The sequence below is a fragment of the Calothrix sp. NIES-3974 genome, from assembly GCF_002368395.1.
Taxonomy (GTDB): Bacteria; Cyanobacteriota; Cyanobacteriia; order Cyanobacteriales; family Nostocaceae; genus NIES-3974.
The window spans coordinates 857,796-882,876 of record NZ_AP018254.1; the positions used below are offsets into that span (position 1 = coordinate 857,796).

Genomic DNA, 25,081 nt, shown 5'->3' on the forward strand with positions numbered 1-25,081 from the left:
GATAGAAATGGAATTAATTCAAGATATTACAGATATTCTCACTAGAATTCTATGAACCTAACCATATACCCTCTGAATTGGTTTTCGAGTCTACTTACAACGACAGTAACCGCAGCAGTTCTGATTATCAGTCAACCTGTACTGGTGATAGCAAATACTCCTAGAGAAATTGCTGATATAGCTAAACCAATTACAGTGCGGATCGATAGTCAATCAGGTTCTGGTTCAGGGTTCATCGTTGCGAAAAACAAGGATGCCTACATAGTACTAACTAATAGCCATGTGGTAAAAGGGAATGTTGCTTACACAATTAGCACCTTTGATGGGAAAAAATATCCTGTCACCGCAGGAATTAGTTTTCAGGTTAAAAAGGATGACCCCGACCTTGCCATATTACAGTTTAATAGCACCAATCAGTATCCAGTCGCGACCCTAGGTAATTCTGATCTAGTAAATATTGGCGATCCAATCTACATTTATGGTTATCCGGCAATTGGTGGTCGTCGAGGAAACAATCGGGAAGCTGAATTTTCACCTGGTTATATTACGAGCATACGCCAAAATGAACCCCAAGGATATAACCTACGCTTCAATGCTTTGACTTGGGGGGGTATGAGTGGTAGTCCTGTATTAAATGGCAATGCTAGAGTTATTGGGGTTCATGGACAAGGAGACCTCGGTCTAGCTGAAGGCTATTTACCCGATTCATCCGGTAGATTTTCGAGGGTTCCGTTAGTATTACCAACGGGTTTTAACTCGGCAATTCCCATCAATAACTTTGTTGATATCATATCCAAATCTGGGTTAAACCTTTCTGATTTAAATATAGATAACAATAGTGCTACTAAAACGAATCAACTTAATCTGAGCAATCCTCAAACTGCTGAAGAGTTCTTTGTCCGGGGACTTATCCATGCAGAAAAAGGTGACACCTGGGACGCAATTGCTGATTACACCAGAGCGCTGAGAATTAATCCAAATTATACCCTTGCCTATTATCATCGAGGTATTGCTCGTTATCAGATGGGATATATGACAGATGCGATCGCAGATTATAACCAGATAATTCGTCTTGACTCCAAAGATGCAAGAGCATATTACAACCGGGGTATCGTCAGATTTAAATTGGAAGATAAGCGAAAAGCGATTAGAGATTTTCAAATATCTGCTGAGTTGTTTCAGAAACAGGGTGACGATAGCAAATACCAAAATCTAATGGATACTATTCAAAAACTTCAGCGTTAAATCATGTAAATCTTTACCAATCACCCCCAGTACCTCTACCTCCCCTACTTCCTCCACCAAAACTGCTTTTTAGTATAAAAGCGACAAAGAACCTCTACTTTAGTTAGTAGTGTAGCTCCTCAAAATCCATTAATCTAGGGCTGTTAAGCAAAAATCAAAGGAAAAAATTAGCCTGTGGTTCCAATTCGAGACAACAATCCCACCGTCATCACCCCCTATGTCACCTACGGTATAATTGCAGTCAACGTTTTAGCATTTATCTACGAATCCAGTATTCCTCCCCAATACCTGGATGCTTTTTTTGACCTATTTGCAGTTGTACCTAGGGAACTTAGCGCCAGTTTCGCAGGTATTCCCGTTGGTCAACCCATCCCGGAGTGGGTGACATTAATCACATCCCAGTTTTTACATGGTGGCTTATTACACTTAGGTGGAAATATGTTATTTCTCTGGGTGTTTGGTAACAATATCGAAGATAAATTAGGACATATTAAGTATTTAGTTTTCTACTTGACTTGCGGAGTGCTAGCTGCATTAACTCAGTGGTACTTTGCCCAGGATTCCCTAATACCCAGTTTAGGAGCTAGCGGTGCGATCGCGGGAGTTATGGGTGCATATATTTTGCGTTTTCCCCAAGCTGAAGTTCTTACCTTGATTCCCTTGGGTATATTTTTTCCCGCAGTCCGAATTCCTGCTTTTTATTTTCTCGGATTTTGGTTTCTGCAACAGGCTTTTTACGGAATTGCTAGTTTAGAAATCCCCACAAATATAGGAATGCAAGGTGGTGGAATTGCCTACTGGGCCCATGCTGGCGGTTTTGTTTTTGGTGCAATTCTCGCCCCCATTTTAGGACTTTTTAGTGATGTGGATGGTGATGGTTATAATTTTTAATTCGTAATTCGTAATTGAATGAATGTATAGTTGGGTGTTGGATTATGAATTTGTTAATTACATGAATTACGCAATCACTATGTATCAATACGGTTCAGCTAAAGATAACTGTAGGTTAGGTTGAGGGTTTGCGTAGACTGTTGATTTTGTGGAAATTTACCCATAAGTTCACTCACACAGTTTTTGTGATGATCTCGTCCCTATGCTCCGCGTGGGGACGCATTCCACGAGGGCTACTGCCTCAAATCAGGAAGCAGAGCTTACCTATATGTATCAACAGCCGCAGTATTGGAACAAGTTTGTGGTCACGGTTTGTGCATGAATTTGCGACCCCAAAAAAGGCACAAGGTACACAGCCTAGGCTCTGCCTCTAGATTCTTCAACTCAACCTACCCAATAATCAGGCTTTTAAGTCTAACTGAACTGTATTGCACTACGCATATACGTCATTGCGACTTAATATTTGCTCGTAGTTGCGCTTTAGCACTTTCCGCGCAACTACAAGCTAAATACGGAGACCTACTTTTCTTGGCAGTAATCTTCGAGAAGATGCTGCCCATCTATGGCTTTTTCTCGCAAGATTTAGAATTTACCTAAGAAAGCCATTCCAAAACCGCTTCATCCTTGGTGTTGGTATTCCGAGAAGGTGTTTCGCGATTGAATTTCATGTGAATCGAACGGGTTTGCTCCCCGTCCGCAGCAACCGCCATAATTGGATAATCAATCAACCCATCCTGGAACGACATTTGGAAGCGGAATGTACCATCCGGATTCAACTTGATGGGACGACCACCAATTGTCACCGTCGCATCTGGTTCCGTTGCACCGTAAACTATTAACTCCGCATCGGCAATCAACCAGAATTTCCGGGGACGCATGGGAACATCTCCAGAGAAACCAACACCGGACATTCCCACACCGGACATACTTACACCGGATGCTGTTGGTAAAGCCCACATTCCCACACCCGATGGAAAGACGTAGGAACTAATTGCTTGTTCTGGACGTACTGAACCGGGAACATGCTGCATCGAACCAAACAGGGAACCCGCAACCCGCATGGCTTCAGCCGATTCTGCCATACCAAAAATTTGGTCGTAAATCGCGTTACCAGCAGCACCCGCAGTCGCCATTTTCTTCGCTGGAGGTACGAGTTCGTAGATGGTTTTACCCCGTAGGTCTTCGTTGAAATCAACGGTGACAAATATATCTTCAATCCAGTCGGAGGGATACACAGGAGGAACATGCACCCGCGCTGAACGAGCTAACACCAACCAACGACCATCCGCACAACGATAACCAATATCGATGACGTAATCTCTATCGCTCACAGGTATCGGTAAATACCATTCCCGCGCCATTTCATCGCAGGGATATTCCTGGATACTGTGGGGACTTTGGTGATCAAGGTTTATATCGGTTACGTCGTAGATGCGCAATGCTAGTTGCTGTCCACCCTGACGACGTAATTCCTCCTTATGTTCAATGGGCACATCCCAATAGGCATAAGCCCACTGGGGGTCTCTTGGCATCAAAACAATCCGACTTTCCCCATAACCACCGGGTAAATCTGTTAGAAACTCGTCAACCCCCGTTAGGTCTTCCCCTAAACGGTCATTCGATTGTCCTAACTCAAATTTTGATGCTTCCACGACTTCCTGTGCCTCCAGAGAACGAGATTGGTTGGGTGTAAATTTAGTACGTTCTATTTCTTGTACTGCTGCTAATAGTTGCGCTTTGCGCATCCGGCTATACCGTGATACTCCGTAGGCACTTGCCACTTTACGCAACTGCCTTAAGGTCATTTCCTCTAATGGTGGGCGTTCTTGTGCCATAACTTTCGCCTCGTATAATTACGATTTTGTTCTCCTGGATTTTTATCTAGGTAAATGCAAGCATTCTTCCCCGCAATTTTTGGATGTGTTGATATGTTGTCTATGGTGTTTTTTTGTCAAAGCGATGTCCTTGAGCTTGCAATACACGGAAGTTGCTAACTACACGCGTAATGCAACTCGCTTTTTAGAAACTTAATTTGTTACTGAATATTAACCGCTAATCACTGGTCGGGATCAATACCCTCTGGTAGGGATTTTGCTCCCCTTGACGATTTTTCAAGCCTTTTTTAGATCCCGATGTCAAACTTTGATGACATATTGCATCCTTTATAGTTTATATGAACTATTTATGAAAGGATAAAGTCAAGATTTGTTGACTTTGATGGGAAAGTATAAAGTTAGCAGTGAAGCACACACATAAAAAACAATGCCATCGGAGAGTCGGTGTATGCTTGTGGTCGGTATCGATAAAGAGTGAAGAAAGGCACGTAGTAGCACTTTAGTGCTTGATATTAAAGCTTTTTCCTAGTTAAAGCCACAACAAAAAAACCTCAGAACTTATGTGATGGAATACTTATTTTACAGAGGATAAAGATGAAAACCACACCCCTAAAAGCCAGTACGGTTCAGTTAAGACTAGGTTGGGTTAAGGCTTTGCATAGACTGTTGATTTTGTCGAAATTTACCCATAAGTTCACACAGTTTTTGTGATGATCTCGTCCCTCTGCTCCGCGTGGGGACGCATTCCACGAGGTTCTCTCTCTACCTCTACATTCTTCAACCCAACCTACCCAATAATCAGGCTTTTAAGTCTAACTGAACTGTGTTGATTGAAAATCTTGTGAGAAATCTAGGGAATGTTACCTGTCAACAAACCAAAAGTAAAATAAGCACATCAGCAAAATTAAAGATATATTTTTTACTGCGAATAGAGCGATTGAAACAATCTAAGTATCAGCTTTACGGTTAAAGCAAATTAGCTTGAAAAAGTATAATTAATTTTGCACTAATACCGATTCAGTGTACAAAGTATAGATTATTTCCAGTAAATCCAGGATTTAGGGATATAGTTTATCTCCAGAATCAACTTCCTCTAATTCAAAATCCATAGAGGTACGTAGTGCGGATCGACCGAAGAGTAATCCAAAATCCCTCATCCCATTCTTTCGTAGGCTAATTCCCGAATCAAAGGTAATCTCGAACGGATATAATCCCGCAAAAAGTCCGCATCGGAATTATCCAGAGATACCTGAATTTGGGTTTGTTTTTCCAGCCACTGTACCAAACTTGCATCATCCATTTGCAACAGCATTTTGGTTTGAGTGGTTTCGACAATCGACCATAGCTGACGCATAATATTGGGAGTCATCAGCCCTCCACGGGTTAAAACTTGATTTCTCTACAGGATACACAATCTTACAATTAACATCCGGTGATCTAGAACAACCTGCAACAACTATTGGCCCAGCCTTAATATATTACCATGCTGAATTCACGTATTTAGGTACTTTAGGCAGAGATGTGTTTCATCCTTAACTCATCTTTGCAACTTTTGTTTATATAACGTGATCAACTGTAAGCTTTCTCCTGTATTCGGTCTCCTGTATTAAATAAAACTATCAAGAATATTCTGATTTCCATAAATATCTCTTGTAGAAGGATTTAAGTAAATTCCTCTCCAGGTTTTGTAGTCTAAAAAAATACTCGAAATCAGTGGCGGAATCGACAAAAACCATATAAGATTCATCCGAGAATGGGGAAGACGACTTTCGCCTTTTCCCAAAAAACTGCATTCACAATTATCTAACCAGGTGATATGGGACAAAAATCCAACAAAATCCTCAAACAATCTGGAGTTATTCCTTACCGTCTTCAGGATGGGAAACTTGAGGTTTTGCTCATTACTAATCGTAAACATCAAAAATGGGTGCTTCCCAAAGGTGGAATTGTCACGGGGATGACACCCCCTGATTCTGCTGCAAAGGAAGCTTGGGAAGAAGCAGGTATCTACGGAACAGTCAAGTCAAAAAAAATCGGTTGTTACAAATATCGCAAAAAGGGTAAAACCTATCGCGTTCATATGTACCCCTTGAGCGTGGAATCCCTATGTGAAAACTATCCAGAAGCAGGTCAACGCTTACGAGTTTGGGTCGATATCAATGAAGCGATCGCCAAAATTGAGTTGCGATCGCTTCAACGTATTATCAAACGCGTCTGCGAATCTAGGCACGAATTCTCTTGATATATAAATGCGATCGCTTTGTCTACCTTTCTATTGGTATATTTTTCAATAGTTAATATCATAATATTTGCTTGATGTATGTATTTTTACTATGACTTCAAAATCTTGTTATTATTGGTTTTGCAATCCATGTTCCCAGGAATAAATCAAATTAATTCGGTATTGTTTGTCATAATTTCATGACATAATTCGGTTTGTTCCAAATTTTTAACCCGGATTTTTCACGAGTAATAGCAATTAGAAGAAAAGAATACAACAGATGAATTTTGTTTGACCAGGTGCGATATACTCCATATTCTGGATGTGTTGTAAATATTTTTGGAATCAGTATAAGTAATGAGTCTTGAGTGAAAGATTGGTTTTCCTTCTACTCCCTGCTCCCTGTAAGTTTTAGGGATTCGCTGCAAATGCAGGTTTAAGCCTTATGTGTCTTGCAATAAATCAGGAATTGATACATAAAATTCTAAAGTGAACTACCAGCGCTTACTTTGTCATCGTTTTTCCGAACCATACCCGATAAAAGTAAGCATCCTCCTTGGGAATTAAATTAGTGTGGGTAAATAATATTACTTAGAGCTAAACCAGTCAGATTACGAGTTTTAAAATACCATCTATTACGGATATATTATTTTTAATAAATAATTAATAATGTCGGTTAGTTAGGCAAAAGGCAATTCAGTGAATACTTAGTTATCTGTCAGAGAAAGGTAGATTATGAAATTGCTTTCTTTCATTTCAATAATGTAAATCCCTGTGAATCCCTATTCAGTGTGTAACTTCTGTAAGTAAACAACTACCATTAGCTAACTAATAGGTGTATTAATGACTTCGATAAAAAAGTTTGACTATATAATCATTGGTGCTGGTCCTGCTGGTGTACAGCTAGGTTATTTTTTAGAAAAATCTGGTCACAACTACCTAATTTTAGAAGCAGGAGACAGTGCCGGAACCTTTTTTAAAAACTATCCTCGCCACAAAAAACTGATTTCCATCAATAAAGTTTACACAGGGTACAACGACCCAGAAATCAACCTTCGCTGGGATTGGAATTCACTTTTAAGTGACAATCACGAACTTCTCTTCAAACATTATAGTCGTGATTATTTCCCCCATACTGACGCATTAGTCACCTACATCAACGACTTTGTAAATCGCTTCCACATCAAAGTTAAATATAACAGTCGAGTAGTTAAAATCAGTCGTAACCAAGATTTTATTATCCTTGACCAAAACAACCAAATTTATACAGCATCACGGCTAATTATAGCCACCGGATTTACCAAACCTTACCTACCTCCCATACCGGGAATTGAACAGACAGAAAACTACATAGATGTATCTGTCAACCCCGAAGACTTTGCTAATCAAAAAGTCTTGATTATCGGAAAAGGTAATTCTGGATTTGAAACTGCTGATAACTTAGTTGCGACAGCATCCCAAATCCATATTGCTAGTCCCCATCCCATTTCAATGGCTTGGAAAACAAAATATGTTGGACATTTACGGGCAATAAATAACACAATATTAGACACCTATCAACTCAAGTCCCAAAATGTGATTATTGATGCTGAAATTAATCAAATCGAAAAATACGACGGTAAATATGTCGTGACATTCAAATATGGCCATGCAAACGGAGAAGTCGAAGAACTAATCTACGACCGTGTAATTACCTGTACAGGATTTAGTTTTGATGCATCTATTTTTGACGAATCCTGCAGACCAGAATTAACAATCAATAATCGTTTCCCTGCTCAAACAAGTGAATGGGAATCCATCAACATTAAAGACCTTTATTTTGTTGGTGTTCTCACCCATATGCGCGACTTTAAGAAAAAGCAATCTGGATTTATTCACGGATTTCGCTACAACATCCGCGCTTTCCATCAAATTTTAGAATATAAATATCACAATCAATCCATACCCTCTCAAACCATTGCTGCAACTCCAGAAAACCTAACAAAAGCTATACTAAACCGGGTGAATCAAAGTTCCGCGCTATGGCAACAAACCGGATTTCTCTGTGATTTAATAGTTGTTTCCGAAGATGGAGAAACAGCTAATTACTATAAAGAGATACCCATTGATTATATTCATGATAGCCATTTAGGTAAAAACCAACATTACTACACCATTACCCTGGAATTTGGATTAGATATCATTTTTGCCAGTCCCGACCCCTTTGCTGTTGAACGCGTTCATAAAGATGATGTTGAAAATGCGCGTCTAAGTCCTGGGTTACATCCTATTGTTCGTTGTTATTGTCAAGATAAATTAATTTCCGAACATCATGTAATTGAAGATATAGCTAATGAATGGATTGAGAATGTTCATAGACAGCCTCTGGAAAAGTATTTCGTTAGTATTTTCAAAAATCACAAAGAAAATCTTCAATTAGATCAGGAATGTTTTCAATACGCATAAAAAGTAAATGATTGTCAAAAGTATACATTCTTCAAGACTGTATTACCAATAAACTAAATTCTCTAAATAACTATGGAAGAGATTTTTGAAGCAATAGAAGATTTGAAGCACAAATTTGCTCATCATAATATTTTTTCTTATCTTCAAGATAGTAATTTAACTATTGAAGATAGAATTGCATGGTTTCCTTGTATTACTCATATTGCAATGGGTTTTTCTGACGTATGGAAGTATGATTTCAGAAAGGAGCCTAGTAATGATCTAATACAAAAGATAATCAATCAGCACACATATGAAGATGAAGATCATTGGATTTGGTTTATTGATGATCTGAAAAAGTTAGGTTTTGATAAGCAAAGTCTATTCAGCGAAACTCTAAAATTTCTTTGGGGGGAAGAGAATACTAAAATCAGATTAGTACCTCATTTAGTTGCAGTAGAAGTTCACCACGCAGACCCAATTATAAAGCTGGCTGCTATTGAGGCTATTGAAGCCACATTTCATGTTTTTATTTCTGCTACAGTGCCTATAATGAAGGAGATAGAGAAGCAAACAAAGGAAAAATATCATTATATTGGCACAACACATTTTGAGGTAGAAGATAGTCATACAATTAGACAAAATAAAATTAGAAATTCACTGAAAAATATTCAACTTTCCTCAGAAATGAAGCAAAAAGCTTTAAATACAATAGAAATTGTTTTTTCTCTCTTCAGTGATGCGGCAGATCAAATGTTGATTTATGCTCAAAACAATTCATCCAAATTGATTTTTAACAAGAATATAATCCCGATTTATTAAGTATTAAGTGAAAAAGTCTGTCACAGATTCAGAGGATGTTTTAAAAGTCAATTTTAATACTTAATAAGCTCTTTTTCGGGAGTAGGGAGAGACGTGATATGTCGCGTCTGTACAGGATTCAGGATTAGTTTATAACGACAAATATACTATTTGAGCCTATTCCCTGTCTTCAAGAAGTGGTTGATAAAGTATTTATTGAGACTTGACAAAAATTCTCTCATAAGTTTCAACTATAGCCTGTTAAATTGTGAGCATACAACTAGATGAAGTTAATAATGTATTGCCTATAAAACTTACAGTGCTTTGTTGAAATAAAAATTTAATAGTGTTCTTAAATAAATAAGACAATCCCATTTTTAGTTATGACATGATTTGTAAGTATGTATACAGCACCTAGAAAGCACTTAAGTAAGGATATATTCAACTCTGCTATTGCTGCTTATGCGATTTCCGCAGCAAATGAACTAGGGGTTCTGGGAGAACTCCAAAAATATAATTGCGTAGATATAAATGACTTTGCTAATAACAATAATTTAGATGTATCTTCATTGAAAGCAATTATTAATGTATTATGTTCTTTTGAAATTTGTCGTCCAGCAGAAGTTGATAACTGTTTCTATCAGGGTTCAGTGTTTGAAGATATATATAATAATCAAGGCTTTTTTCTGTGGCTGACTCGTGGATATGGAGAATTGATGCAGAAATTAGCATCTATTACAGTCAAATCTAATAGAATTAACAACTATATCCCTCAAGACGGAAGGTATATAGCTTTAGCATCTCGTCAACAGGGAAAGCTAATGGTTGACACTTATTTTGAAACGGCATTATTTGAAGTTTCATTTAATTGTGTTGTCGATCTGGGTTGTGGGAGTGGGGAAAGATTGATTGAATTGGCTAAAAAGTGTCCTCAATTAAAAGGTATTGGCATTGATATCAGTTCTAAAGCTGTTGAATTAGCAAAATCCTTAGTTTCGGAAGCCAACTGTCAGGATAGAATTACTATTTTCAGAGATGATATGAGGAATTTGCAGCCGAAAAAAGAATTTTTTGATGTTGATACAATATTTAGCTTTTTTAGTGGACACGACATGTGGCCAAAAGAAAATTGTGTGAGTATTCTTCGTAATTTTCGTGATATTTTTCCAAATGCAAATCGATTCCTTCTATGTGATACCTATAGTTCTGGGCTGATTCCATCTTCACAAATACCCATATTTACCCTTGGATTTGAAACAATTCATGCTGTGATGGGACAACATATCCCATCCTTGGAAGAGTGGATGAATTTATTTCCAGAATCTAAGTGGAGGTGTGTAAATCAGTATTATGTAGAAGTTCCATTTTGTACTATTTTTGATTTACGTGCCGAATAGAATTAATAATTACATTCTTTTCTCAAAGGTTGTAATCGAGTTTTTTATACATATCGTTTTGCAATCAAGAAGTTTTTGATTATCTTAAGATAGATAAATGGGAAGATTATTGTGCATGATGACAGCATTTTTCTCAATCAAAGTGAAAGCTTTTTCCCCCCATCACCAAAAGTATTACAAGCCATATCAAATATTCTATCTAAAGTTAATAGATATCCGCAAACTCAAAGCGAAAATTTGAGACATAAGTTAGCAGAATATACAAAAACATCACCATCTCAAATTATTGTTGGAAATGGCTCAGATGATATTATCGAGTTAATAATACGAGTATTAGTTAATTCTGATGACCAAGTTTTAATCCCTGTGCCAAGTTTTCCTTGGTACTGGTATGCGTCTAAAAATCTAAACAAAAATCATGTGTTTATTTATAGCGATCGCGAATATAATTTTAATATAAATTCAATTCTTGAAAATATATCTAGCTCTGTGAAATTAATCTTTATTGCTAATCCTAATAATCCAACAGGGAAGATAATAAAACGACAGGAATTAATCAAGTTAATTGAAAATTCTAATTGTTTTGTTGTCATCGATGAATGCTACTATGAGTTTTGCCAGGAGACAATAATAGACCTTGTAAAAACGTATTCTAATTTGATTGTCATACGTAGTTTTTCCAAAGGTTTTGCGCTTGCTGGACTTCGCATAGGTTATGCAGTCATGAATGATGAACTTGCGTCTAGCTTGAGAGTCAAAATGCAATTATTTGGAGTTAATTCAATTGCTCAAGCGGCAGCAATTGCGGCATTAAGTGATATTGATTATTATCAAATGCAAATAAACTCTTTATTAAATCAAAAAGAGTTTTTAAAAAATGAACTTTTAAAGATGAACTTTGATGTTTGCCAATCTTATACTAATTTTCTCTTTGTTGGAACTAAAAAACTTGGTATTCTTGCAAAGGACTTAGTTGAAGAACTAAAACAGAAGAACCTATATGTTAAGGACTGTAGTATGTTACCTGGTGTAGATAAATATCATTTTCGGACTTCTGTGGGTAATTGGTTTGAAAATGAAATGATACTGACACAATTGAATATAGCAACCCAATTTAAGTAGTGAAAAATAGCATACCCTTGACTGATGACTTGTGACTACTAACTAACCGTCAACTGTCAACCGTTAAAAACCTTACATATAAGATTTCACAAATTGTTTAGGACTGCGATAGTTTTCTATGTTTATAGTTGTGGCTGAAGTTTATTTATACAGGTATCTCAATGACAAACTCTGTACCCTCTCCAACAGTGGAGATACAATCTAATTTACCCTTGTGCTTGTCAACAATAATTTGATAGCTAATGGAAAGACCTAAACCAGTTCCACTTCCCACTGGTTTAGTTGTAAAAAAGGGATTAAAAATATTTTGGCGTATTTCTTCAGGTATTCCACAGCCATTATCAATAATCCGAATTTGGATATATTTCCTATCTACAGCACTTTCGAGGTAAATGAGGTACACTTGTTATTAGTGCATCAAAAATTAAAATGAAACCCTACTCAATCGATTTACGAGAAAAAATAGTAAGTGCTTACGAAAAGGGTGATACATCAATTCGAGGAGTAGCTGTGCAGTTTGGTATAGCAAAAAGCTATGTGCAGAAGCTAATCAGGCAAAAAAGATTGGAAGGGCATCTAGAACCCAAAAAGCAAGGTGGAGCAATGAAGGGTAAGCTAGATGATTACGGTGGCGAATTAGCAGAAATGGTTCAAAGTTACCCGGATTTAACTTTATTGGAATATTGCGAGTATTTTGGAGAAAAATATAACATTTGGGTGTGTGCAAGTGTGATGTGTTGTGCATTGCAAAAACAAGAATTAACTCGAAAAAAAAGACTTTACGTAGCAGCCAAGCGAAAACAGAAAGAGTCCAAAAACTGAGATTAGAATATTGGGAGAAAGTAAAACACATAGACCCAGAAAACCTTGTGTTTATAGACGAAATGGGTGTTTTGCTTGGTTTGACTAGAACTCATGCTCGAAGCGATCGCGGGAGTAGAGCTTATGATTTTAAACCATATTACCGAGGTGCAAAAATAAGTGTAATTGGAGGAATTAGCTTCAAAAAAGTCTTAGCTGTGATGACTTTAAATGGCTCAATGAATGGAGAAGCTTATAAAGTTTTTGTAGAGCATTTTTTACTTCCACAATTATGGGTTGGTGCAGTCGTTGTAATGGATAATCTGCCAGCACATAAAGTCGAAGAGATTAAGCCTTTGATTGAATCTGTAGGAGCAAGTGTTCTTTATCTATCTCCTTATTCCCCTGAATTTAATCCAATTGAACATTGGTGGTCACAATTAAAAGCGTTCTTAAAAGTGTAGATTCTAGAAGTTGATTTTTTTGGTCTAATTCTTGGGTTCTTTCTTGGACTTTAATTTCTAAATGTTCTTTAGAGGCTTGTAAATCTTTGTATAGCCTAATATTTTCCAGGGAAATTACGGCTTGGGTGGTGAGGTGCTTAATAATTTCTAGACGATTATCGCTGAATGCACCGGGTAAGTAGGTATTTTCGAGGTAGAAGACACCGATTAGCTGTCGCTGTTTAAAAATGGGAATGCATAGCAAGCTTGCAATTTTATTATCTTGAATATAGGTTTCTTTCTCTAACTTACGTTCCCCTAAAGCATTATGATAAAATACGATTTCTTTTTTGCGGCGGACAAAGTTGACAATTGATAAGGGGATTTCAGTTGTTGCTTCTTCAATGGGAATGGAACAAAATCTGGTTTCTAGTTGGGAATTCACAACTTGACAAATGGCACTAATTACTAGGTCTTGAATATTTTGATGGGGAAGGATTAAACAGGTTTTGGTTGCACATGCATTTTTGGTGATGATTTCCATCAACATGCTTGACATGACATTAAGATCAACCTGTTCGGTAATGGTTTGAGATGCTGCTAAGATATTGTTTAAATCAATGGAATGTAAGTAATTGGTACGGGATGACATTGATGTTGTGGATGCAGTAGGAGCTTGCTGACCGATTGTTTTTGTCTCGGCAATAGATTCTTCTAGATATTTATAAGCTAAATCTGATTGTTCTTGAGCATTTAAGTCGTGGAAATTATCGACACGATTTAACATCATATCTAGATAAATTAAGTTATTTGATAAAAATTCAGGGTAAGTGTCAGCTAGGTGTTGAGCTTTTGCTTTTGCACCCCAACGGATATAAAGTTGATAAGCTTGATTAATGTAGGTGCTGGCAATAATTTCTCGTCCCCATTCAAGATAAAATTTACCTGCTAGTTCATTGGCTAATGCTTCTTCGTGGAGATATTCGTTTTCTTTCGCACCAGCGATCGCACGGTCGTATAATTCCATTGCCGCAACTTTATCACCTGTCACCCGTTTGAGTTCGGCTGCAATTAAATCCGCTTTGTGTTGATAATTTATGGGGGCATTTTCTGCCCAGTATTTCATTTTTTGGAGATGATTATCGACTTGATTGATAAAGTTTTCATGATGTTTTTCATCATGGATTTTTAAATAAGTTAGTGAACTATAAAAATAAAACTGAGGAATAGCAATCGTTCCGAGGGCAGCAAACAGGTATTCTTCTGCGATTGTTAAATTTTTATATGCCTGAATGTACTCTCCAAATACATAAGAGAGCTGCATTTTACAAAAATACAAATAGAAAAGTGCAATCCCATCATTATCACTATGATGAAGTGGTAAGCTAGTGTTTTCGTTATAAAAATCACCATTTAAAATGAATGGTTCTGTCTTTTCCACTAGTAAGTTATCGAGAGTTTGTAAAAAAATAGAATTATAATTATAAGCTCTGATTTGCTGAATATTTAATAGTTTTTGGTTATGTTGAATTATTTGAGTGGAGAGTTTATGGAGAGAAACTCCAAGAAAATATGAATGATAGGTATGGGCATAAAGAGCATAGGAAGCGAATTCTAAATCGCCAATTTCTATCAGGGACGAATATACTTCTAAGAGGGGAGATAGGGTTGTTTTTATATGTTCTTTCCAGTGTCGAATTACTTGATTGAATGTTTCAATTACTTTTGCGCTACAAGTTTGATACCTCCTATCTTCAATTAAGGTTAATGCTAGTTTACCCATTCGATATCCGTAATCAACATCTCCAGTGATTCCACAAGCAAATAATCCATAGGTTATATAGGCGAAAGCAGATAAATCGGAATTTCCATGTTTTAAAGATATTTCAACCTGTTTGACTGCTATGAAAATACATAAATTTGGTGATGTTTGATAGGCAAAAACTATGGTGCTAGCCAAAATACGGACTATAGTTAATTGCTGTTTATCTACCATTTCTGGTAGGTTAAGTATCTCATCTTCTGTTTTTGTTGCCAACTTTAAGCTAATGGATCGCAGTTCTTTCTGTACTTCCTCTGGACTAGGATTTTCCGGAAATTCAATGTCGAATAATTTGAGAATATCTAAAGCACATTTAACTGCTTCCCTGGCTTTTCCTTTCCCTCCTAGGGATTGAATTCTAATGTCAAAAACATCGATTTTTTCTTCTAGAGTTTTGACGTTTTCGATGATGGCTTGGCTATATTCAATTGCTTCGTCGAGGTGTCCAGTTTTATAGGCAACTATTGCACCTTTATTGTATAGTCCGTAGCTGAGTTCGTAGTGGTCTTTCCAGCAGTTGGGGGATAGGATTTTAATTCCGGTGCTGAGGTATTCGTAGGCTTTTTCGTAGTTTTCTTGTTCGAGGTATTGATTTCCTGCGTAGAAGTTAAGTTGCGCTAGACCGTCACGTTCTTCTTGGAGGGTGATGAGGTGGGTGGCAAAATTAAATTGTCTTGCGACTTCCAGGAGGAGTTCTTCCCGTTCTTCGGTGTTGAGGTATTGGAGAAGATAATAACCGTTTCTCAGGTGGACTGAGGGTTTTTCGTCGTCGGGGATGAGGTCGTATGCTGCTTGACGAACTCTGTCGTCAACGAACCAAAATACTACTGGTTGGGTTTTGAGTTGAGGAACGATATATCCCCGGAAATTCTCTAATTCCGGATCTATCCTCATGGCAATTTCTTCGATGTAATGATATTCAGGGATGTAATCTTCGAGGGTATCGGGTTGAAAAGAGGTGAGAAAGTTGGATTGTTCGACGGGGAAAATAATTCCTTCGAGGATGGGGGTTTGCAGTTCGATAGTTGTCCATTCCATGTCGTTCCCCCGAATCACCTTAAGGGTACGCAGGTCGAATACTTGACCAATACAAGCTGCTAGCTTGAGGATACGATGGATTACCCAATCGTATTTTTTCATGTCGGAGATAATCCGGTTGACAACTTCGTCGGTGAGGGCTATTTTACGGATCTCAGCAAGGTCGTATTTCCATTTCCGTTCCTGCCAACTGTACATTAACAGTTCATCCCGTCGCAACTGGTGGAAGAAGTTATGGAATTTGCGGGGGTTTCCTTTGCTATAGGTATAGACCATTTGGGTGAGGGAGACAAATTCTACTTCTTCGTCGTTGAGGGTATCGCGAATGATTCGACTGATGTCTCCTTGGGACAGGTTTTCTAGTTCGATGAAGGTGCTAAATACGTCTAATCGCTCAATAGCTTCAAAGGCTAATTCCACGGGATGATCGACCCGTGCTGGATTATACTGATAGGAAGCAATGAATAATACGGATGTTAAATTTGGTTGGGGAGGTTGGTAGTTGGAATTATAGGTAGATTCCAGGGTCGGCAATGGTTTCGTGTACGTATTTTCAACGATAAGAGTTTGCATTAATTCAATTGATGCCGGGTCAGCCCACTCCATGTTGTCTAGGAAGATAATTAGGGGAGCTTCTGGTGTGGCGATCGCTTGAATCACACGGCGAAATACAATCCCTAAGAGATTTTCCGGTGTCTCGACGGGTTGGGGGACAATGGTGTTGCTGCTTGGTTCTGTTTCAGATGTATCTAAAAATACCTCTAACTCTGGGATGTGGGGAGCGATCGCATCTAAATCTTCTCCAATGGCATCGAGGATTTTTTCTCGCCAATGGATAAATCCGTAATTAGTGAGGCTACATACTTGGGAAATTAAGTCCCGAAATACCCGGATAAATCCCGATAGGGGGATATGCTCATCACCTTCGCAAAATTGTCCTTGGAGAAAAAATAAATATTCATCGGCTAATTTTCGGCTAGCATGGAGAACGAGGGCGGTTTTTCCCACACCTTCACCCCCAGAAATCATGACTATTTCGCTGGTTCCTTCCTGACGACAATGCTCAAAAGCCTTGACAATCGCGTCAATATCTGATTCCCTTCCGTAGAGTCGATCGGGTATTTCTAACTCCCCAGAAATGTCCTGATCACCCAACCGGAATAAACTAATGGATTTATCCTCTAACCATTCCTCCAGACAATATTTTAAATCAACCCGAATTCCCTCCACACTTTGATAGCGATCGCTTGGTTGTTTGGCGATTAATTTCCGCACAATATTACCAATGGTGCGGGGTATTTTCGGGTTATAATCGCTGGGATTAGGAATACCCAATGATGAATGAATATACACCAGTTCACTAATGTCGTGAACCATGAAGGGGACGGTACAGGTTAATAATTCAAATAGGGTGACACCAAGGGAATAAAAATCTGTGCGGTAATCCATTAACATATTCATCCGTCCCGTCTGTTCGGGAGAAATGAATTCCAGGGTTCCCTGGGGATTAGCGGGTGTATCGATAAATCGCTCACCTTTGGGAACTTCAACCGCCAAGCTAAAATCAGTCACTTTAACTTCTAGGGTTTCCGGATTGAAAATAAAATTTCCCGGTTTGATATCCTTATGAATAATTCGATGGGCATGAAGTTGATCGATAATATCTACTAACCTGAGGGCGACATGGAGAAAATCGGTAATAAAATCACTTTCCTGCTCATCTTCGGGTGCAACAGGCTTTAAGTTGAGTCCATCAGAACGCCAATTGCGGAAGCTACGCTCTGCTAAATCAATTTTGTCATGATATCGCCAAGCTCGAATCAAATGGTGGAGAGAAAATCCCCCCATATCCTCCATCACCAAACCATAACCGTGACGCAGGTTTAATAACTGATAGGGTTTAATAATACAGGGAATATCTAAATTTTCGGCAATATAGTATTGGTGTCGAAATTGGGTCAGTTCATCATAACTAGGAAACTCCCCCCGCATCAACTTAATCACAACAGGAAAATTATCCTTCACCCGAATCGCTCGAAATACCGTGGTTTTGTCACCAGTGTATATCTGTTCGGTTAACTCATAACCAGGTACTAAATGAAATGCAATTACGGAAGGTAGCATCATAGTAAACAATGATTGAGAAACTGAAATTAGCCGGGTCTAGTTAGTTGGGTTCTAACTACTGTAGTTTTCCCACCGGCCAGCACAAAGTAACATGATTTTTCACGAACAGGGATATTTTTGCGTGATTTATCGGGTTCGCAAACAAAATATACAAATATTATTTACACGAAAACCCGTAATCTAAGAAATTTTGTATTTATATCAATTTGAAACAATAACGGGACAGATGAATTTTGTTTACCCAGACGCAATTCTGGATGGAGACGTAGCACTGCTACGTCTCTACATTAAACATTAGATACGTCCCACCTAAACCCTCCACAATCGCGCGGGTATTATGGGTCATCACCCGTTGATATGTGTCAACCTGACTACCGTGCTTACCCAATCCATAGGTAAATAGGGGACGGGTAAAAATTCGTACTTGTGATTGTTGGGCGATCGCCTGAAAAACTGGAGGATTGATTCCCGCTTCCACAAAAATCGCTGGTACACGGGTTTTTCTAATGGCTTGAGCGAGGGTATTAATCTGCTCGGTAGAAATTTGGGATTTATTGCTAATTGGTTGCAGGTAGCTGCGAGATGCCAATCCATAGGTGTTGGCATAATAGCCTAGTTCCGGATGGGTGGAAATAAATATGCGGTTGTATGCAGGTATACTGGCAATCCGAGATTGAATCCAATTATGCAGTTGGTTCAGTTCTGTAACTAATTTTTGGTGATTTTGGCGATAGATATTAGCATTTTCGGGAGCGAGATTTTGCAGCTGGTTACGGATAATGTCAGCCATTTTGATCCCATTACGCACATCATGCCAAATAAACGGGTCAGCAACGCTTTTATTGCCAGATTTTAATAATCTGGGTTTGGGTTGAGCTTGTTCCCCAACCGCAACTACAGGGGATAATTGTTTTTGAGTACGCATAAATGCTATTAAACTGGGTTCAAGATTATAACCATGAACCAGAACTAATTGAGCTTGATTGATGGCTTGTTGGTCGGTGGGGGTAATTTGATAGCTGCGAGGATTTTTATCTGCTGGAATTAGGCAATCTAAATTAATTGTCTCACCAGCAATTTGCTGAGTCAGACTACATAAAATACTCGTAGTCGCAACTACACGGGGGAGGCTTTTTGCTGGAGGAGCATCCACACTGGAAACTGTATAGGTAAAATTATCAGCAGGTTGGGATTGATTACAACTAATCAGAAATAAACTCAATAAATATATAATTATTTGTAATTGGTTGATGATATTTTTTCCCGTTATCATAATTTACCTACCACTAAGGGGATGTTTTAAAAGTCGATTTTAATACTTGAATTATCGTTTTTGGGAATGGGAAGAGACGCGACATGTCGCGTCTGTACTCTTGAAGGAAAAATCAGCTTTATCACCCCATGTCCAGAGTCAGGATGATAGTCAAAATAGTGATAATTAATACTTGAAACAACCTCTAATATCGCTTACGCTAACGCTTGCTACATATCAGGGGCTATAACCGTTGATTATTCTAGTTTCATTTATTGCAAAGTACAAGAGAATCGATATAAGAGGATGTTTTCAACAGTCGATTTTAATAGTACAGTTTATACACATTTCACTCAAATGTTGATGCATTTTCTTCCCCTGTATCCCCTGCTTCCTACATGTATCAACTTCACTTTTTACTCATCACACAGCCAGAAATTCCCGAATTATTAGTTGGATCTGCCTGCGGTAAGTTAGCAACCAATATTACTTTTCCATCAGGTGTTTTTACCCAACCTTGAGCTTCCACGATTGAATTGGGAATGGCAACGGTGGAATTTGTCGAACCTTCCGGTTTACGGCTGAGATTTTCATTTATCCCCTCTTCACCGACGAAAGTTGCTAAATCCGGTTGGTGACTTCCAATCAGAGGGTCGAAAACACCTTGTGCTATACCTCCCCGTCCAGTCACCGTAAACTCACCCATTTTTTCTGCTTCCCGCGCATCACGTGGACAAAATCCGCCAATCTTGTCACTTTGGTCTGCCAATCCTTCAGCTAATTCCACTAATCCCTGGGTGGGGTCTACATCGGGTTTTGTCACCCTTACTTCCCCTTGAATCCCTAATTCAGAACTGGCGGTAATGTCGTTACTGGTGTCCGATGCCACTAAGCGCGGTTCAATGCCAAATAGGGCTTGGGTTTCAATGTTGATATTACCACCTTTACCGGTGAAGGCGTTGGCGGTGATATCGTTATTTTGATTGGGGATGGCGACGATTGCGGGTGTTTTGATTTTAATATTACCACCGTCACCTCCTCCCTGTTGTAATCCTGCGGTGGTGGAGATGTTACTATTGCCACGGAGGAAAAGATATTTGGCTAGCTGTAGGGTAATGTCACCACCTTGACTGCTATTGGTTTGAGCGGAAATTACGCCGTTATTACTGAGGGTGAGGGTATCGCCAATGATGGAAATACTACCAGCATCACCACTGCCTTCACTATTGACAGATACTCTAGCTCCATCACTGATGGTAATCTGGGTGGGGTCGATGATAATGCTACCACTTTTACCAGTCGAACCAACGGCAGTGCTGGCAAAAATTCCACTTACACCATCTGAATTGAGGATGACATCAGTAATTAAATCGGTTTGTCCTTCCTGTGCTAATCTTTGGCTGACTTTGGTAACGCGATCGCTAAAATTGGGGTCACTTCCGGCGATATTAATTTTGTTGCGGATATTTAGTTTAATCGTACCTGCGTTTCCTGTCTTTGCTGTACTAGTGGAAACCTGTCCACCATTAATCGCAGCAAAGTTATTGCCATTGATAGTAATATTGCCACCGTTACCAGTTCCGGAAGTTCCAGCATTGACAATGGCTCCATCTCTAACGGTAAAATTACCAGTTGTCACCGTAATATCCCCCGCATCTCCCGATGTTCCCCGGTCAGCAATGGTTAGTAAACCACTGGAAAATCCGTTGTCATTATAGCCAGAGAGGGTGACGGTATCTGTGGCATTTACTTTAATATTACCTCCCCTTCCCTGGGCACCAGGTAAATTTCCGGAGGGACGGAACAAAGCCGATTGGATTTGGGAACCACCCCCAACCGATAGGGTTCGGGATTGAATGTCAATATTCCCAGCAGTTCCCACCGCACCCGATTCCACAGTTGCACGGATATAGCTGGAATTTTCTAGGGACACACCGTCATTGACCTTGATGGAGATATTTCCCGCATCCCCTCTACCAGAGGTGCTAGCGTTAATCAATCCAGAATCAGATATGAACAAATTTTGCGATTGAACTAGGATATTCCCACCGGGACCAAAACTATCCGTTCCCACTGAACTAAAAACACCACTAATACGACCATTGCTGCGATTGACACCGCTAATATTAATGGTATCGCGAGCGTTGATCTCAATATCTCCAGCTTTCCCTTTTCCAATAGTTGTAGCGCTAATTTGTCCGCCATTGTTTAAAGATAAAGAACCCGTTTTCAGATTGATATTGCCAGCATCCCCCACACCTGTTGCTTCCACCGTAGTGTAGGCTCCAGTAACGGAATTATCTCCACCAGCAAAAACCACGGAATCGCGAGCATTAATTGTGATATTACCACCATTGCCATTGCCAAGAGTACCGGCATTAATTTGACCACCATTAGTGACACTCAGGGAACCCGTGGTAATTTGAATATCACCACCTTTTCCGGGACTATTACCCCCTGACTCTAGGGAGCTGCTGAGGGAACTAGGAATAGTATTACTGCCAACACCATCAATAATCACAGCATCACGAGTATTAATATTAATATTTCCCGCCTGAGTTGGGGCAAAACTAGATAGATTCGCACCATTAGTCAAAGATAAAGTTCCAGTCTCGATGGAAATATCACCACCTTTCCCTTGAGTTGTGAAGGTGCTTACCCCACTACTAGCTCGAAAACGACTACCAACACCATCAAAACTGACGCGATCGCTCACCCTAATCTCAACATTACCCCCATTACCCTGACCGAAATTGGCAGCAGCAATTCCACTACCCCCAGTGAAGGATAATTCCCGCGCTGTCACCTGAATTTTTCCACTATTACCCTCAGTGTCAGACCCAATTGAGTTATCAATTCGACTGGAAAACCTGCTATCCTCACCGGTCTCCAACCTAACCACATCACGAGCATTGACGCTGATATTCCCCGCATTCCCCTTACCGAAACTATTTGCAGAGATTTGCGCTCCATTTTTCATCAATAGGGAACCGGTGGTAATCTCAACATTACCACCTTGACCAACACTATCGGTTAATAAACTGGTTAAAATACCTGTCAAACTATTACTGTTACTATTAATATCATCCATTTCCATCCTGTCACGGACATTCACCGTAATATTGCCAGCATTACCCTGTCCTGACACACTACTTGTTAAGTTAGAACCTCCAGTTATAGTTAGGCTTCCAGTATTTAACAGAATATCCCCACCCTTACCAGAACCATCACGAAATATATTACTTTGAAAGCCGCTTTGATTACTGAGGACGGTGGCATTTTGGATATTGAGAGTAATATTTCCCCCATCTCCCTTCCCGATGGTGCCACTGCTCAAAAAAGCTCCATTACTCAAGGAAAGAGAACCCGCATTCACTTCTATATCCCCAGCTTTTCCTTCCCCACCAGGAATTACAGCCGTGATCACGCGGGTAAGGATATCATTGGGATTTTCCCTCAAACCATCTAGACTCACCTCACCCAAGGCATTCAAAGTAATATTACCAGCATTGCCTTTCCCAAGGGTGCGACTATTAAGTTCGGAAGCATTTTTCAGGGTAATAGTACCTGCATTAATCGTCATATTTCCACCATTCCCCACAGCCCCTTCTTCCACACTACTAGTTATGAGGGCATTATCAAAGGAGACAGTACCTCCAGCTTGAATCAAAACATTTCCACCATTTCCTTCCGTCCCTGATTCTAGTCGGGTGGCAATACCATTAAAGACATCTTTACCTCTAGCAAAATTCACCGTATTACGGACATTAATATTCACATTACCACCATTTCCACGGGCTGCTGGCAATCCGGTATCCGGGTCTGCTCTCCTTAAAATCGCTAAAAGTTGGGAACCATCCAATAGGGACAGGGAATCTGCACTAATCTTAATATTGCCACCACTACCCACACCACCAGCTTCTATATTGGTGAAAATAAAACTGTTGACAATATTGACACTACCACCGGCTTGTAAAGATACATTCCCAGCCTTCCCATTACCGTACACCGAATTATCAATATAGCTATCTTGCTCCAGGGAAATAGCACCAGTTGCATTTAAACTCACATTCCCAGCTTGGGTATTCCCAGTTCCCCGACCAGTACCAATTCCTGCAAAGATGGCTGCACCTTGAAATCGGATATTACCAGCATTAATAGCAACATCTCCACCCCTATTACCAAAAACGCTAATTATACTTCCATTACCCAAAGACACATCTGTTAACGGGATATCAACCGGAACATCCAAACTGAAAATATCCCCTGTCCGGTTCAACCCCACACTTCCCGGTGCAGCCAAACCCGTTAACTCAACCCTACCGTCATAGGCTCTAATACTACCACCTGCTAAGTTAATATTTCCACCCACCAACAACAAACTTTTACCATCGGGTACGCGCAACCCGGTTGTATTATTACCATTGGGACTGACCCCCGCAGGTGCTTGGGATTGATTAACAATGGCTGCATTTTGATTAATCTGGTTAAATAATAAAGCACTGGGATTTATGGTTAGCAAGGGTGGTGCTTCGGGATTTGTAGCGCTAAACAATCCTTGATTTCCAAACTGGACACTATTTGCTGTTGTCCCCACAAAGGAACCCCGCACATCTAAACTGGCATTTTGTCCAAATAAAATCCCGTTAGGATTAATTAAAAATAAATTTGCACCACCATCCACACCCAAGGTGCCAAAAATATTCGAGGGATTCCCACCTGTCACCCTGCTCAGGATATTTTGAATTCCCGATGGATTCGTAAAATAAACCCGTTGACCGTCACCAACATTAAACTCGCGAAAACTGTGAAACAAATTCACATCCCGAATTACACCACCCTCAATCCGATCCGCACTTCCACCATTAATAAGCGCATTGGGTGTCACCCGTGAAGCTTCTGCACCCAAGGTATTATCTGGAATAATTTGGGCATTGGTTGGTGTTCCCGACCACAAAAGTAAGCCCAATAGAATACATGGATGGCAGAATAAATATGATTTGTTAATCATTTCGGTCGATACTGGTGAAAGTACGTCATTAAACCACATATATCACGATTGCTCTACCGGTTGAACATGTAGAGATGTAGCATTCCTACGTCTCTCCAAGGAAAATGCGATCGCTTCTATTTGTGGGAACACTCTGATGAACCTCACCCCAACTCTTCGGTGATGTCGGAGAGGGGCAGAAAAATTAATGCTTTCAGTAAATAATTCTGTTTGGTTACTGATATCTAAAATGAGACGCGATATATCGCGTCTCTACAAAATTCATCTGTGATACCAGATAAAAACCGTTCTCTGTTCCTTTATTCAACGATTTCAAAGGATTCGACTTCGAGGACAGGGCCAATCATGGCTGTTGTCATTACGTCCTTGCGGATGGTTCCGGTGACATTGACGGTTTGTCCAGCTTGTAATAATTGTTTATCGGCACCGCGTAGAATTTCGTAGGTTGTGCCGTCTTCGCTAATTATTGCCCATGCACCCATACCGATGTCACGGCGTTCGATTTTTCCTTGGATTTTAATACTCATGGTTTGGGATTTTGGATTTTGGATTACTCTTCGGTCGCTCCGCACTACATGCGTCTATGGATTTTGGATATAGTTTCCAATATCTATGCTGTCGCATTTTTTTCTAAATTGGTATAAATCATCA

15 protein-coding genes and 1 pseudogene are annotated in these 25,081 nt (G+C 39.5%); 9 read left to right on the top strand and 7 right to left on the bottom strand.

Annotated elements, in window-relative coordinates; translation table 11 throughout:
- Window positions 1–51: 51 nt before the first annotated feature.
- Window positions 52–1,245, top strand: a complete 1,194-nt coding sequence (locus tag CDC37_RS03335; protein ID WP_096620481.1) for a trypsin-like peptidase domain-containing protein — start codon at window positions 52–54, stop codon at window positions 1,243–1,245.
- Window positions 1,246–1,419: 174 nt separating this feature from the next.
- On the top strand, window positions 1,420–2,136 hold the full coding sequence (locus tag CDC37_RS03340) for a rhomboid family intramembrane serine protease (protein WP_096620482.1): 717 nt from the start codon (window positions 1,420–1,422) through the stop codon (window positions 2,134–2,136).
- Window positions 2,137–2,729: 593 nt separating this feature from the next.
- On the opposite strand, the gene CDC37_RS03345 is transcribed toward CDC37_RS03340, so the two are convergent.
- Together CDC37_RS03345 and CDC37_RS03350 are read right to left on the bottom strand one after the other, a co-directional pair.
- Complete coding sequence (locus tag CDC37_RS03345; RefSeq protein ID WP_096620483.1) at window positions 2,730–3,971, bottom strand: DUF4912 domain-containing protein; 1,242 nt, start codon at window positions 3,969–3,971, stop codon at window positions 2,730–2,732.
- 1,153 nt (window positions 3,972–5,124) lie between these two features.
- A complete protein-coding gene (locus CDC37_RS03350; protein ID WP_096620484.1) occupies window positions 5,125–5,340 on the bottom strand; it encodes a hypothetical protein in 216 nt (71 codons plus the stop codon).
- Window positions 5,341–5,787: 447 nt separating this feature from the next.
- On the opposite strand from CDC37_RS03350, the gene CDC37_RS03355 reads away from it, so the two are divergent.
- From CDC37_RS03355 to hisC, 5 genes are all read left to right on the top strand, one after another.
- Window positions 5,788–6,213 (top strand): NUDIX hydrolase, encoded by a 426-nt coding sequence (locus tag CDC37_RS03355; protein ID WP_096620485.1) that lies wholly within the window; start codon window positions 5,788–5,790, stop codon window positions 6,211–6,213.
- Window positions 6,214–7,035: 822 nt separating this feature from the next.
- The gene (locus CDC37_RS03360; RefSeq protein ID WP_096620486.1) at window positions 7,036–8,637 is read left to right on the top strand and encodes an NAD(P)-binding domain-containing protein; all 1,602 of its coding nucleotides are present in this window, start codon (window positions 7,036–7,038) and stop codon (window positions 8,635–8,637) included.
- A gap of 72 nt (window positions 8,638–8,709) precedes the next feature.
- Window positions 8,710–9,438, top strand: a complete 729-nt coding sequence (locus CDC37_RS03365) for a hypothetical protein (protein ID WP_096620487.1) — start codon at window positions 8,710–8,712, stop codon at window positions 9,436–9,438.
- Between the two features lie 380 nt (window positions 9,439–9,818).
- Entirely contained in the window at window positions 9,819–10,814 is a 996-nt protein-coding gene (locus CDC37_RS03370; protein WP_096620488.1) for a class I SAM-dependent methyltransferase, read from the top strand.
- A 111-nt stretch (window positions 10,815–10,925) separates the two neighbouring features.
- Complete coding sequence (gene hisC, locus CDC37_RS03375; protein WP_231943210.1) at window positions 10,926–11,936, top strand: histidinol-phosphate transaminase; 1,011 nt, start codon at window positions 10,926–10,928, stop codon at window positions 11,934–11,936.
- Between the two features lie 145 nt (window positions 11,937–12,081).
- Here the strand turns inward: hisC and CDC37_RS03380 are convergent.
- Window positions 12,082–12,294 (bottom strand): annotated as a pseudogene (locus CDC37_RS03380) (sensor histidine kinase); the annotation flags it as partial.
- A gap of 71 nt (window positions 12,295–12,365) precedes the next feature.
- Here CDC37_RS03380 and CDC37_RS03385 point away from each other — a divergent pair.
- The gene (locus CDC37_RS03385) at window positions 12,366–12,758 is read left to right on the top strand and encodes a helix-turn-helix domain-containing protein (protein WP_096620491.1); all 393 of its coding nucleotides are present in this window, start codon (window positions 12,366–12,368) and stop codon (window positions 12,756–12,758) included.
- On the top strand, window positions 12,671–13,201 hold the full coding sequence (locus CDC37_RS03390) for an IS630 family transposase (protein ID WP_157780630.1): 531 nt from the start codon (window positions 12,671–12,673) through the stop codon (window positions 13,199–13,201). The genes CDC37_RS03385 and CDC37_RS03390 overlap by 88 nt, the downstream gene beginning before the upstream one ends.
- Here the strand turns inward: CDC37_RS03390 and CDC37_RS03395 are convergent.
- From CDC37_RS03395 to CDC37_RS03410, 4 genes are all read right to left on the bottom strand, one after another.
- Window positions 13,149–18,167 carry a protein kinase domain-containing protein gene (locus tag CDC37_RS03395; protein ID WP_096620493.1) on the bottom strand — a complete coding sequence of 1,673 codons (5,019 nt, stop codon included), beginning with the start codon at window positions 18,165–18,167 and terminating at the stop codon, window positions 13,149–13,151. The two genes, CDC37_RS03390 and CDC37_RS03395, sit on opposite strands and share 53 nt — an antisense overlap.
- Before the next feature lie 274 nt (window positions 18,168–18,441).
- Entirely contained in the window at window positions 18,442–19,440 is a 999-nt protein-coding gene (locus CDC37_RS03400) for a metal ABC transporter solute-binding protein, Zn/Mn family (RefSeq protein WP_096620494.1), read from the bottom strand.
- A 388-nt stretch (window positions 19,441–19,828) separates the two neighbouring features.
- On the bottom strand, window positions 19,829–24,430 hold the full coding sequence (locus CDC37_RS03405; protein ID WP_157780631.1) for a two-partner secretion domain-containing protein: 4,602 nt from the start codon (window positions 24,428–24,430) through the stop codon (window positions 19,829–19,831).
- Between the two features lie 299 nt (window positions 24,431–24,729).
- Entirely contained in the window at window positions 24,730–24,957 is a 228-nt protein-coding gene (locus CDC37_RS03410; RefSeq protein ID WP_096620496.1) for a hypothetical protein, read from the bottom strand.
- Window positions 24,958–25,081 lie beyond the last annotated feature (124 nt).